Origin of the sequence: Pseudoalteromonas sp. AS71, from assembly GCF_038900275.1 — a bacterium.
GTDB lineage: Bacteria > Pseudomonadota > Gammaproteobacteria > Enterobacterales > Alteromonadaceae > Pseudoalteromonas.
This window is the reverse complement of sequence record NZ_JBBMQZ010000008.1, coordinates 172,935-185,427: the sequence shown is the minus strand read 5'-3', so window position 1 is coordinate 185,427 and position 12,493 is coordinate 172,935. Positions and strand designations below refer to the sequence as shown.

The window sequence follows — 12,493 nt, the reverse complement described above, 5'->3', positions numbered from 1 at the left end:
GTCGAATGCACCGGTCTTGAAAACCGGCATGGGTTTATAGCCCATCTAGGGTTCAAATCCCTATCTCTCCACCATATAACAAAATAGCCCGCTAATTTAGCGGGCTTTTTTGTGCCTGTAAAATAAATAACTACGGGTAGAAATAGCGCGATTTATCATCATAAATTACGACCATAGTCTCTATTTCTAAGCTTTAGATCTTGGTGCATGCTTAATACATTAAAATTTATACTCTGTATTAAGGATTATTAGATGAAACATCAACTCGCAAAAAGCGTCGCGCTTTCATTATTGTCCCCGGTAATTATTGGCAGCTTGTTAGGATTGTATTACGCACTAACGCTACAGGGTGATTTCCTATCCGTATTTTTTCAACTTTTGATGACTGCTATCTCAAATGCGCATATTGTAGGTTTAACAATGGCGGCTTTTGTCGTGCCAGGATATTTACTTATGTTTAAGTATTCTAAAGTTAATTATTCAGGTGTATTAACCCTTGGTTTGTTAGGTGGCGCTATATTCAGTTACTTATTAAGTGCATCAACTGGTGAGATATTTTTGATTAATAGTGTTATGTCAGCATTTGCAGCTGGACTGTTTTTATTTGGTCTTCGTAAATCGGTAAAAAAATAATCGCAGCATTATTAACCAAGCACGCTGATAAACGGTGCAATTTCCTTTTTTTTACCTCCAAAAGGTTCCAATTTTTCACGACAAAGAGTACCTTTAGCTACTGTATGTTTAATAAGAAGTAGTTTGGTATGCAAAAGCACGATTTTTACCAGTCATTAGTTAAGCAAACTGAATCGCTGATAGCTGGTGAATCTAATGTAATTGCCAATTTGGCAAATATAAGCGCGCTGTTATTTACCTCTTTAGAAGATGTAAATTGGGCGGGCTTTTACTTTATGGATTCTCCTACTGAATTAGTACTTGGCCCGTTTCAAGGTAACCCCGCATGCATCCGTATTCCCGTTGGGAAAGGGGTATGTGGAACAGCTGCGGCAACCGCAGAAACACAATTAATTGAAGATGTTCACGCTTTTGACGGGCATATAGCCTGCGATGCAGCGTCTAATTCTGAAGTGGTTGTACCTATCATGAAACATGGTAAAGTATTCGCAGTACTAGACATTGATAGTCCAAGTATTGGCCGATTTGATGCTGATGATAAAGTTGGCCTTGAAGCATTAGTGAAATGCTTAGAGGCGAGCCTGTAATGAAAGATTTGCTAAATGTTCAAGACTACCTATTTGCTGTGCAAGATGTTGGCGATTGGGAAGGCGAAGAAGAGCATGTAGCGGAAACGCTCAATGATTTAATTCATATTGCATGGGATCGTCTTCCAGATGATTCAGAATGTGAATTTATTGATGAAACAATTAATGGTATTTGGGAACACCTTCGGGGTGATATGGCTGTAATAGAAGCCGATTTCGAAGAGTTGGTCGACTGGGTAACACACTACGTCGATTCGTCCCTTGATGAAAAGATGTGAAAAATAGGTTCTAAAATGGAAACCACAAACAAGCTAAAAGATATTAATGAAGTGTTGGAATTTTTATATCAAGAATTCCCACAATGTTTTAAACAAAAAGATGGCATCAAGCCGCTTAAAGTAGGTATTTTTAAAGATATTGCTGAGCGTATTGAAGGGTCTGAAAAAGTAAGTAAGACTCAAGTTCGTCAAGCGCTTAGAAAATACACGTCTAATTGGCGTTATTTAGAAGCTGTGACTAAGTCAGAGTTTCGTATTGACCTTGATGGTAATCAAGGTGAAAAAGTTGAGCAAGAGCATATCGACCATGCACAAAAAGCATTGGAAGAAAGCCGTGCTAAAATGGCAAAACGCAAAAAACAACAGCGTCCACGCCAAGATTCTGATTCTAAATCTTTCAAGAAAAAACCAGCTCATGCTAGTAAAGCAGGCGATAAAAACGCACCTGCAGCTAACAAACCTGCTAAAGCAGCGCCGGCTAAACGTTCAGGAAAAATTGAACCTTTACCAGCAACTGAGGTCAAGGTTAATAATAAGGTTAAGGTTAAACTTGGCCAAGCACTTGTAAACGCAGTAATCACTGAAGTGAACAAAGATGATGTTCATGTTGAATTAGTTACAGGCATGCAAGTTAAAACCAAAGCTGACAGCTTATATATTGTTTAAGTTGTAAATAAATTAAGGAGTTGTGTATGAGTAAAAAGTTTACGCTCATTCCGTTAGTTGCTGCCCTGTTTTCAGGTTCATTATTTGCTGCTGTTGAAGCCGTTACAATTGACGATTTACCCCAGCTTAAGCAAGAGAGTCAACATGGTACTGCTAGCAAACGAGTGGCTAGCTTATTTGCTCGTTCACACTATACACCGGTTCGATTTAACGATGAGCTTTCTAGTAAAGTGTATGATCGTTATATCGAATCCCTTGATTTTAATAAAAGCGTTTTCTTAGCCAGCGATATCGCCTCTTTTGAGCAATATCGTGATGACTTTGACAACGCGATTACTACCGGTAAATTAGAATTTACGTTTGATATTTTTAACTTAAGTCTTAAACGCCGTTTTGAACGTTACGAGTATTCACTTACTTTACTTGAAAAAGAAATGACGTTTGATAAAGAAGATGAATACTTTTATGACCGTGAAGATTCAGCATGGCCTGTGTCACAAGCTGAGCTTGATGAAATTTGGCGTGAGCGTGTAAAGTACGATGCACTGCGTTTGAAAATGACGGGTAAAGATTGGGAAGGCATTAAAGAAGTTCTGACCAAACGTTATAAAAATGCAGAAAAACGTTTAGTACAATCTAATTCAGAAGATGCTTTTCAAATTGTTATGAATTCGCTAGCACGCAGTATTGAGGCGCATACGTCTTACTTATCGCCACGTCGTGCAGAGCAATTCAAAATGGATATGGACTTAGAGCTTGAAGGCATTGGTGCCGTGCTAAGCCCTGATGAAGACTACACTGTTATTCGCAGCTTAGTGCCAGGAGGCCCTGCAGATAAAACAGATCAAATTAAAGCTGATGATCGCATTATCGGCGTTGCCCAAGATGGCGAAGAATTTGTAGATGTAATTGGCTGGCGTTTAGATGACGTAGTTGATTTAATTAAAGGCCCTAAAGGGACTAAAGTACGTCTACAGTACTTAAAAGGTGTTGACGCTCACGGTGCACCTAAAGTTGTTGAAATCACTCGTGATAAAATTCGACTTGAAGATAGAGCGGCTAAATCAGAAGTATTTGAAGCCAAATACTCTGACTTAACAAGTAAAGTTGGAGTGATTGAAATTCCTGGCTTTTACAATAATCTTTCTAAAGATGTAAAAGTTGAACTGGCTAAGCTTAAAGAAGAAAAAGTTGATGGCATTATTATCGACCTACGCCAAAATGGTGGTGGTTCTTTATATGAAGCGACTCAATTGTCAGGTTTGTTTTTTGACCAAGGTCCAGTTGTTCAAATTCATACCTTAAATAACCGTATAGAAGAGCAAAAAGATCGCGATGGTATAACTTATTACGATGGCCCTTTAACTGTTTTAGTTGACCGCTACAGTGCCTCTGCTTCTGAAATATTTGCAGCAGCAATGCAAGATTACGGTCGTGCGGTTATTATTGGCGAGCAAACATTTGGTAAAGGTACTGTACAGCAGCACAAAGGCTTAGGCCGCGCTTATGACCTATACGATAATGCGCTAGGTAGTGTACAGTATACTATTGCTAAGTTTTATCGCATTAACGGGGGGAGTACACAGCATAAAGGTGTGATCCCTGACATTTCGTTTCCATCAGCAATCGATCCTGCAGAGTGGGGCGAAAGTAAGCAAGATAATGCACTTCCTTGGGATAGCATTGTTAAAGCGAAATACAAAAAGTTAGGTAATTTAACACCTATTATTACCTACCTTGAGAAGCAACACGAAGTACGAATTAAATCAGAACCAGAATTTGGTTATGTATTTAATGACATTATCTTATACAACGAAGAGAAAGACCGTAAAACTATCTCTTTAGTTGAAGCTACGCGTATTAAAGAAAAAGATGAAGGTGAAGCACGTGCACTTGTACGTACTAACGAACGTCTTAAGCGTTTAGGTAAAGACCCGGTAGAAAACTTAGACGATTTACCAGAAGTAATTGAAGAGCTTGACCCATTTTTAGAAGAAGCTGCATTAATTACTCAAGACTATATTAATTATGGTCGTATAGCTAAGAAGTAATAACTGGTTTTACCTCTATAAAAAAGGCGCTTTAGCGCCTTTTTTACTACCTAAAATTTACTAAATTGTTATAATCTTTGATTACATAAATTTGAGCTAGATTAATGACGCTCAGTTAATGCGCTTAACGTGCTAAAAATAATAATTAAACACACAGTAAGTGTGTCTAGGAGTCTCTACTTTGAAGCTATTGGATGACAAACCAATCAAGCCCGCCTCGTTTTTTGATGCGTTAATTCCTATCTCTGTATTAATTTGTTTGTTAGGTGCTGCAGTTTACTTATTTGGTGATAACTCTTCATCAGGGCCCAACCAAATTGCGCTTTTATTTGCTACTTTTGCAGCGGCTTTAATTGGGCTTAAAAACGGTTATACATGGAAAAAGTTAGAACAAGCTATGATTGAAGGTATAACGCTTTCGCTTGGTGCTATCCTAATTTTACTTATGGTAGGTGCGTTAATTGGCACTTGGCTACTTTCTGGAACAGTGCCAACTTTAATTTATTATGGCTTGCAAGTTATAAACCCAAGTTGGTTTTACGCAGCGAGTTGTTTAATTTGTGGCATTGTAGCTATGAGCATTGGTAGCTCTTGGACTACTGCCGCTACAATAGGTGTTGCTTTATTAGGAGTTGCAACGGGTCTTGGACTTGAGCAAACAGTTACAGCAGGCGCTGTTATATCTGGCGCGTACTTTGGTGATAAGCTAAGCCCGCTGTCAGAAACAACTAACTTAGCGCCAGCAGTTGTAGGCGCAGATTTGTTTGAGCATATTCAACATATGCTGTGGACGACAGTGCCTAGTTTTGTAATTGCACTGATTATATTTATATTCATGGGCTTTAACGCAACTGCTTCAAGCGAAGCGGGGCGTATTGATGAAATAACGGCTATTTTACAGCAAAACTTTAATATTGGTTTTGAAATGCTAATCCCGCTAATTGTACTTTTAGTTTTAGCGATTAAAAAAATGCCGGCCTTTCCTGCTATCTCTATCGGTGCTGTTGTAGGCGCTGTTTGGGCCATGTTGTTTCAATCTGATTTAATTGCTAGCCAAATTGATGTTTCTCAAGGACAGCTAGTTGGCTACTTTAAGCTTGTTTGGACGACGTTTTTTGATGGTTTTAGCATAAGTACAGGCGATGACAAAATGGACTCTCTACTTAGTGGTGGCGGTATGTCCGGAATGCTTACAACCACATGGCTTATTATGACTGCACTGATGTTTGGTGCAATTATGGAAAAAACAGGCCTTTTGGATATTTTTGTTAAAAGCATACTTAAAATAGCTAAAAGTACGGGTTCGTTAATTGCGGCAACAATAGCAACGTGTATTGGTACTAACGTGATAGCGGCCGATCAATATATTGCAATTGTAGTACCTGGTCGTATGTTTAAAGATGAATATGAAAAACGTGGTTTGAAGCCTGTTAACTTATCTCGTACATTGGAAGATGGGGGTACAATTACCAGCCCTCTAATTCCATGGAACACGTGTGGCGCATATATGCAAAGCGTTTTACTAATAAACCCTTTTGATTATGCACTTTACGCTTTCTTTAACTTAATTAACCCTGTTTTAGCGGTTGTTTATGCCTACTTAGGCATTAAAATTTTACGTATTAAGCCAAAACAATCCGCCTAATTTTAAACAGCTCCTTTTAACTGAAAAGGAGCTGTTTTGGAGTATCTATGACTGAATCAAGTAAACCTCAAGCACAATATCTTAAAGACTATAAAGCTCCTGATTTTTTAATTGACCACACAGAGCTAACCTTTGACTTACAGCCATTATCAACCAAAGTAAGCTCTTTGCTAACACTAACGCGGGTTGGTGATAAAAAAGCACCTTTAGTACTTGATGGTATTGATTTACGCTTACTTTCTTTATCTGTTGATACGGTCGATATAACTGATTATGAAATTATTGGTGAGCAGCTAATAATTAATAATTTACCGGATAGTTGCCAATTAAGTATTGTGACCGAGATATCACCTGAGACAAATACTTCTCTAGAGGGTTTGTATTTATCTGGCGGTGCGTATTGTACACAGTGTGAAGCGCAGGGTTTTAGAAAAATCACCTATTACATGGATCGTCCTGATGTACTTGCCACGTTTGATGTAACTATCATTGCCGATAAAAAATATCTGCAACTTCTTTCTAATGGTAATCAAGTAGACAGTGGTGAAACACAAGATGGTCGTCATTTTGTAAAATGGCAAGACCCATTTAAAAAGCCGAGCTATTTATTTGCACTTGTAGCGGGCGATTTTGATGTTTTAAAAGACACGTACACAACTAAAAGCGGCAGGGATGTAGAGTTAGCATTGTTTGTTGATAAAGGTAATTTATCTAAAACACCCCATGCTATTGCTTCACTTAAAAAAGCAATGCAGTGGGATGAAGAGCGCTTTAATTTAGAGTATGACCTTGATATTTATATGATTGTAGCCGTCGATTTTTTCAACATGGGCGCGATGGAAAATAAAGGGTTGAACGTTTTCAATAGTAAATGCGTATTAGCTAATCAAGAAACAGCCACAGATAAAGACTACCATACGATTGAATCTATTGTAGGGCATGAGTATTTTCATAACTGGACTGGTAACCGAGTTACGTGTAGAGATTGGTTTCAGTTATCGTTAAAAGAAGGTTTAACGGTTTTTAGGGATCAAGAATTTAGCAGTGATTTAGGCTCTCGTGCACTTAACCGAATTGATGCGGTTAAAGTAATGCGTACGCATCAGTTTAGTGAAGATGCAGGCCCTATGGCTCATCCAATTCGCCCAGAGAAAGTTATTGAAATGAATAACTTTTATACAGTTACTGTATACGATAAAGGTGCTGAAGTTATCCGTATGATGCACACATTGTTGGGTGAAACGAACTTCCAAAAAGGTATGACACTTTACTTTGAGCGCCATGATGGGCAAGCAGTTACATGTGATGACTTTGTTAGTGCGATGAGCGATGCATCAGGCGTTAATTTAGAGCAATTTAAACAATGGTACAGCCAATCAGGTACACCGCGTTTAAATGCAATTCAAAAATTTGATAGCAGCTCAAATACATACACTTTGACAATCGAGCAAACAGCGCCGGCTAATCAGCCAGAGAATACACCGCTTCATATACCTTTTGCTATTGAACTACTTGATGCCAATGGGCAGAGTATTGCTCTGCAATATAAAGGTAAAAAGCTAGATCATGTACTTGATGTAACAAATACGATTCAAACATTTAGCTTTGACAATATTTTAGAAAAGCCTGTTGCGGTTTTACTCGAAGACTTTTCTGCTCCTTGTATTTTAAATCAGCAAACAACAGAGCCAGAACTATTGCATATTATGCGTTTTGCGCGCAGTGATTTTTCACGTTGGGATGCACAACAGCAGCTATTCATTAAGGCGATTAAATCTCAAATCACCGATGCAACGAATAGCGTATTAAGTAGCGAAATTATAAATGCGCTACGTGTGCTTATAAACACCAAGGAGGGCGATTTAGCTTTAATTGCAGAGCTGTTTAAATTGCCAAGTTTTGACACGTTAGCTGCTGAATTTGATGTAATACCTGTTGATGAGATTATCGAAATAACAGAAAAGTTTGAGCAACAAATTGCTGATGAACTTGCTGATGAATTACTTAGTTGTTACGAATCTCTTGAAGATGATGGCAGTGTAAGTGCAACCTCCGTTGCGAATCGTGCTTTAAAACAAATATGCTTGCACTACCTTGCTAGAACACAAAAACCTGAGGCTGTAACCTTTATTAAGGAGGCTGCAAGTTCGACTAATATGACTAATGTACTTGGCGCCCTAAGCGCAGTGGTAAAAGCTTCACACCCTGTTCGACAAGCGCTTTTGAGTCATTTTGATAGTCAGTGGCGTCATGATGTTTTAGTCATGGATAAGTGGTTTGCACTGCAAGCTATGCAATCAGGCAGTAATGCGATAGAAAATATTAAAGCACTTTATGAACACCCGTGTTTTGACTTTTCAAATCCTAACCGTGTACGTGCACTTGTAGGAAGTTTTAGCCACTTTAATACAGCGCAATTTCATCGATCAGATGCTCAAGGCTATGCGTTATTAGGTGATTTATTAATAAAACTTAATGCAATTAATCCACAAAATGCGTCTCGTATGCTTACACCATTTATGTCGTGGAAGCGTTACGATGATGTACGTTCACACGCAATGAAATTGCAATTACAGCGTTTAGCCAACCTCGATGGCCTAAGTGCTGACTTGTATGAAAAGGTTGAAAAAGCGCTCGCATAAATGATTGAGTATTATTTTAGCCTAAGATTGAGCTATAACGAGTGCATGGATTACTACCATGGCCGTTTTAGCTCATTACAAGTTGTAGAAGATGGCGGGAAAACAGTACGTTTTTCTGCTAATCATTTAAGACCTTTTATTACCAGCCTAGGTATAAGAGGGCGTTTTAGAATGTTATTAACCCCCGAAAATAAATTCATTCGTATTGAACAAGTGGCTTAGCTCCCTGTTTTTATGTTATAAAACCATAAAAATATTGTATTTTTGTTAATTTCAATTTGTCCTATTGTTAAATAACGTGTATAAATTATCTGGTACGACGTCTTACCAATACGTAAGCGTTAACCAGAATAAAAAGTATATGACTGATTTGAGCGAGTATTTGTAATTTCACTGATTCGCTTCTATCGTTATGATTACACTAAAAACAATAACTTGATCACACAAAATGACCCGCGACAGGGGGGAACCAAAATGATAAGAAGATCGCTTTTTGTTAAAAATAGAATCGCTATAGGTTTAGCAGCCGCTAGTTTAGGTTTATCTGCAGCAAGTACTCAAGCTGTAACATTTGAAGCTGGAGGTTTTGATATTACCTTCGATTCAACTTTTTCATATGGGCAAAGTGTTCGCGTAGAGGATAGAGACTTTAACCTAATTGGTAAAAGTAATAATCCAGCATTTGATTGGACAGGATACAATCCTGCGCTAAGTAACACTATCTATTCATCTCAAGATGTATGGGCTCAACCAGGGTCTTATTCAAATAACGGTGATGCTGGTAATTTAAATTTTGATAGTGGTGACTCATTCTCAAAACTATTGAAGGGAACACACGACCTTTCAATAAATAAAGATAACTATGGTTTGTTCACTCGCTTCATGTATTTTTACGACTTTGCTTTAATGGATGGCTACCACGCTTATTCAAACCCTACATCAGGGCAAGGTGTTGATCCATGTGATGATAAAGACACTAAAGCACAAAGCTGTGCCGACATACGTTTATTAGATGCGTTTGTATGGGCCGATTTTGATTTAAATGATGGTAATAACCCTTTATCTGTCCGTTTAGGCCAGCAAGTAGTTAACTGGGGTGAAAGTACGCTTATATCTCATGGTATTAATGTAAACCCAGTTGATATAGATAGGTTAAAAGCTCCAGGCGCTGAGTTAAAAGAAGCATTTATACCAATAGGTATGCTTTGGGCATCGCTTGGTATTACTGAGAACATTACGCTTGAAGGTTTCTACCAATACCAATGGCAGGAAACGCGTTTACCAGCAGCAGGTACATACTTTTCTACTAATGACTTTGCAGCAGAAAATGGTTATCAGCAGAATGTTCAATTAGGCTTTACGTCTAATCCTGATATTGATGTTGCTTTTTTAACTGATAGTTTGAATAACCTAACATCCGATTTTGCATTAGCAGCCGCTGCTCAAGGTATTGATCCTTCAAGTGCTGAAGGGAGTGCTTTATTAGCCCAGATGTATCTTGCTTATCCAACTAAGGTTGCGCTTAAAGGCAAAGGGGATAATGGTAAAAATGAGCCTGAAGATGGTGGCCAATACGGTTTACGTTTAGGTATATTTTTACCTGAGTTTAATGATACTGAGATTGCATTATACCATGTGAATTATCACAGTCGTCGCCCGCTTATCTCTGGTCGTGTATCAAACTTTTCGCAGGCAGCAATTGCACAAGATTTAGCAATGATCATGACAACAGAAATTACGTCAGATAATGTTGCTGATTTAACCGCTTTTTCAAAAGCTGAAAATGACTACCCTGAAGATATTAAACTATATGGTTTAAGTTTTAACACAACTATTGGTGAAACAGCCTTTGCAGGTGAATTTGCGTTTCGTCAAGATGAGCCTCTGCAAATTGATGACGTAGAGCTACTGTACACAGCTATGCCTGAGCAGTTAGCGCTTGCAGGTCTTCGTCCAGATTTTGCAGGTATTTCGCAAATGAGTTTTGGCGATGATATTAGTTCTGTTGCTGCGGGTGAAGTTGCTCAAGGCTATATTGAACGTGATACGTCACAAATTCAATTTACTGCTACTCACTTATTTGGCCCTTCTTTAGGTGCAGATAGTTGGGCTGTTGTTGGTGAAGTGGGTGCGGTAAAAATTCATAATATGCCAGAATACGATGAGATGCGTTTAAATGTTTCGGGTACTGGCCGCAGTGGAACAATTACAGGCCCTGGTACAACTGATTACTCAACATTGCAACTTGGTTTATCAAATGGCGCTGAAGAAAAATCATTTGCTACTGCGTCTTCTTGGGGGTATCGCTTAATTGCTAAAGGTGATTACTTTAACCTATATAACGGTATTAACTTCTCGCCACGTTTTGTATTTTCTCATGACGTAAATGGTAATACACCAGATCCTATGTTCTTATTTATCGAAGATCGTAAATCTTTAGGTGCAACCATGAACTTTAACTACCAAAATGCGTGGTCACTTGATGTGAGCTATAACTCGTTTTGGGGCGGCGGCGATATTAATACTTTCTCGGATCGCGATTACGTTTCTTTTAACTTAAAATATTCTATTTAGGGGTAACATTACTATGATTAAAAAACCTACCCTCATCGCTACAGCATTTTGTAGCTTGTTTGCAAGTAGCGCAGCTTTAGCTAAATTAAGCGCTGATGAAGTTGCTCAATTAGGTCAAAACTTAACGCCAATGGGTGCAGAAAAAGCAGCTAATGCTGATGGTTCTATTCCAGCTTGGAATAACGGCATTACAGCAGCTCCTGCAGGTTATGAAGCTGGTATGCATCACCTTGACCCATTTACAGCTGATAAAGTACTTTTTACTATCGATAAAAGTAATATTGAAAAGTACAAAGCCAATCTAAGCCCGGGTCAAATTGCTTTATTTGAAGCATACCCGGACACATTTAAAATGCCAGTGTATGAAACACGCCGCTCAGCTTCGTACCCTCAGTTTGTTTATGACGCGACTAAAAAGTTTGCACCTACTGCTGAATTAATTGAAGGCGGTAATGGTATTAAAAATACAGCGATTGGCATTCCTTTCCCTATTCCTAAAACTGGTTTAGAGGCAATTTGGAATCACTTATTACGTTACCGTGGCCAATCTATTGAGCGTTTTGGTGGTCAAGCCGCACCGACTGCATCTGGTTCTTATAACTATGTTGGTTTTGATGAGCAGTTATTAGTTAAATACTCAGACCCTAGTGCAACACCTGCGGAGCTTCAAGACTCAAATATTTTGTTTAAGTTTAAACAGAGCGTTACAGAGCCTGCGCGTTTAGCGGGTACTGCGTTATTAGTTCATGAAACGATGGACCAAATATTAACGCCGCGCCAAGCATGGACTTATAACTCGGGACAACGTCGCGTTCGTCGTGCACCTAATGTTGCATATGATGCACCAGGCACAGCAGCCGATAGCCTGCGCACTACCGATGACTTTGATATGTTTAATGGCTCGCCAAATCGTTACAATTGGACGCTAAAAGGTAAGCAAGAGTTATATATACCTTACAACAGCTATAAACTTCATAGTGATAAGCTAGAGTACGATGATATTTTAATGCCTGGTCATATCAATCCAGAACATACACGTTACGAAAAACACCGTGTTTGGGTTGTTGAAGCTAACTTAAAAGACGATACACGCCATATCTATAAAAAACGTGTGTTTTACATTGATGAAGATAGCTGGCAAGTACAGGTTACGGATATTTATGATAACCGCGACCAACTTTACCGTGTAGCAATGGCTTATGGCCTTAACTATTACGAAGTACCTACTCAGTGGAGTACGCTTGAAGTTTATCATGATTTAAATTCACGTCGTTATTTAGCAATTGGTTTAGATAACCAAGAAAAAATGTACGATTTTTCACAATCGTTTAATGATAACGAATTTACGTCAAGCGCATTACGTCGCGCAGGTAGATAGTTAGAAGTAAGGCACTTAACTTATGTTAAGTGCCTTTTC

General features: G+C 38.6%; 10 protein-coding genes. All 10 read left to right on the top strand.

Translation table 11 applies throughout. From position 1 onward, the window contains the following. The first annotated feature begins 252 nt into the window (after positions 1–252). The 10 genes from WNY98_RS08365 to WNY98_RS08320 all read left to right on the top strand — a co-directional run bounded on the left by WNY98_RS08365 (position 253) and on the right by WNY98_RS08320 (position 12,454). On the top strand, positions 253–633 hold the full coding sequence (locus tag WNY98_RS08365) for a hypothetical protein (RefSeq protein WP_007586920.1): 381 nt from the start codon (positions 253–255) through the stop codon (positions 631–633). A gap of 128 nt (positions 634–761) precedes the next feature. Next, positions 762–1,220, top strand: a complete 459-nt coding sequence (locus WNY98_RS08360) for a GAF domain-containing protein (RefSeq protein WP_076924573.1) — start codon at positions 762–764, stop codon at positions 1,218–1,220. Next, complete coding sequence (locus WNY98_RS08355) at positions 1,220–1,498, top strand: hypothetical protein (protein WP_002961910.1); 279 nt, start codon at positions 1,220–1,222, stop codon at positions 1,496–1,498. Before WNY98_RS08360 ends, WNY98_RS08355 begins: the two co-directional genes overlap by 1 nt. A 15-nt stretch (positions 1,499–1,513) precedes the next feature. Then, complete coding sequence (gene proQ, locus WNY98_RS08350; protein ID WP_024600504.1) at positions 1,514–2,164, top strand: RNA chaperone ProQ; 651 nt, start codon at positions 1,514–1,516, stop codon at positions 2,162–2,164. Between the two features lie 26 nt (positions 2,165–2,190). Further along, positions 2,191–4,215, top strand: a complete 2,025-nt coding sequence (gene prc / locus WNY98_RS08345; RefSeq protein ID WP_342877622.1) for a carboxy terminal-processing peptidase — start codon at positions 2,191–2,193, stop codon at positions 4,213–4,215. A 181-nt stretch (positions 4,216–4,396) separates the two neighbouring features. After that, positions 4,397–5,860 (top strand): Na+/H+ antiporter NhaC, encoded by a 1,464-nt coding sequence (nhaC, locus tag WNY98_RS08340; RefSeq protein WP_007586912.1) that lies wholly within the window; start codon positions 4,397–4,399, stop codon positions 5,858–5,860. Positions 5,861–5,907: 47 nt separating this feature from the next. After that, entirely contained in the window at positions 5,908–8,502 is a 2,595-nt protein-coding gene (pepN, locus tag WNY98_RS08335; RefSeq protein WP_342877621.1) for an aminopeptidase N, read from the top strand. After that, positions 8,503–8,724, top strand: coding sequence for a DUF2835 domain-containing protein (locus WNY98_RS08330; protein ID WP_033036512.1), 222 nt, complete (start codon positions 8,503–8,505; stop codon positions 8,722–8,724). Between the two features lie 252 nt (positions 8,725–8,976). Further along, positions 8,977–11,076, top strand: a complete 2,100-nt coding sequence (locus WNY98_RS08325; protein WP_076924576.1) for a DUF1302 domain-containing protein — start codon at positions 8,977–8,979, stop codon at positions 11,074–11,076. A 13-nt stretch (positions 11,077–11,089) separates the two neighbouring features. Next, on the top strand, positions 11,090–12,454 hold the full coding sequence (locus WNY98_RS08320; protein WP_170070824.1) for a DUF1329 domain-containing protein: 1,365 nt from the start codon (positions 11,090–11,092) through the stop codon (positions 12,452–12,454). Positions 12,455–12,493: the final 39 nt, after the last annotated feature.